Origin of the sequence: Streptomyces glaucescens (assembly GCF_002154375.1) — a bacterium.
GTDB lineage: Bacteria > Actinomycetota > Actinomycetes > Streptomycetales > Streptomycetaceae > Streptomyces > Streptomyces glaucescens.
This window is the reverse complement of sequence record NZ_MUND01000799.1, coordinates 1-603: the sequence shown is the minus strand read 5'-3', so window position 1 is coordinate 603 and position 603 is coordinate 1. Positions and strand designations below refer to the sequence as shown.

Annotated in this window: 1 protein-coding gene; it reads right to left on the bottom strand. The window is 67.8% G+C overall.

All coding sequences use genetic code 11. The features are described 5' to 3' along the window. Window positions 1-33: 33 nt before the first annotated feature. Window positions 34-603, bottom strand: a 570-nt coding sequence (locus CCN42_RS37455; RefSeq protein ID WP_107427711.1) for a Uma2 family endonuclease, incomplete at its 5' end; no start/stop codon positions are given.

Here is a 603-nt window from a genome sequence, read left to right as displayed (position 1 = left end):
CAGGGAGTGCCGGGCAGCCGTCGTGCGCGGGTCCTACTGGACCTTGTCCCGCCGGACCTTGATCCGGGTGAGATCCAGGTCCGCGGGGAACGGAACGTCGACCTTCAGCCGCTCGCGGAAGATCCCGGTGCTGGTGTAGGTGCCCGTGGTGGGCTCCAGCTCGAAGACGTGCACCGCGGCACGCCCCTGCTCGCACTCGACCCGCCAGTAGTGGGGAATGCCGGCCCGGGCGTACTTCAGCGGCTTGGTCTCACGGTCGCGGGAGACGGAGTCCTCGGAGACGACCTCGATGGCCAGGACCACGGCGTCCGCCGGGAACCGCGTCTGACCAGGGTCCTCCACCACTTCCTCGCGTACGACGACCACGTCCGGCTCGGGGCGGTTCTGACGGTCGAGGTCGATGGTGAACTCGCGGAACACCTCGAGGTCGGCAGGCGCCAGAGACTGGAGCTGCCACTTGAAGAAATCGATGGCACGCTCATGAAAGATGGTCCGCGGACTCACGAAGACGAGACTCCCGTCGATCAGTTCCGTGTGCGGAGGCAGATTCGGGAGGCGGTCCAGGTCGTCGGCGGTCCAGCCGCCTTCCGGCGGGGTCGGCCA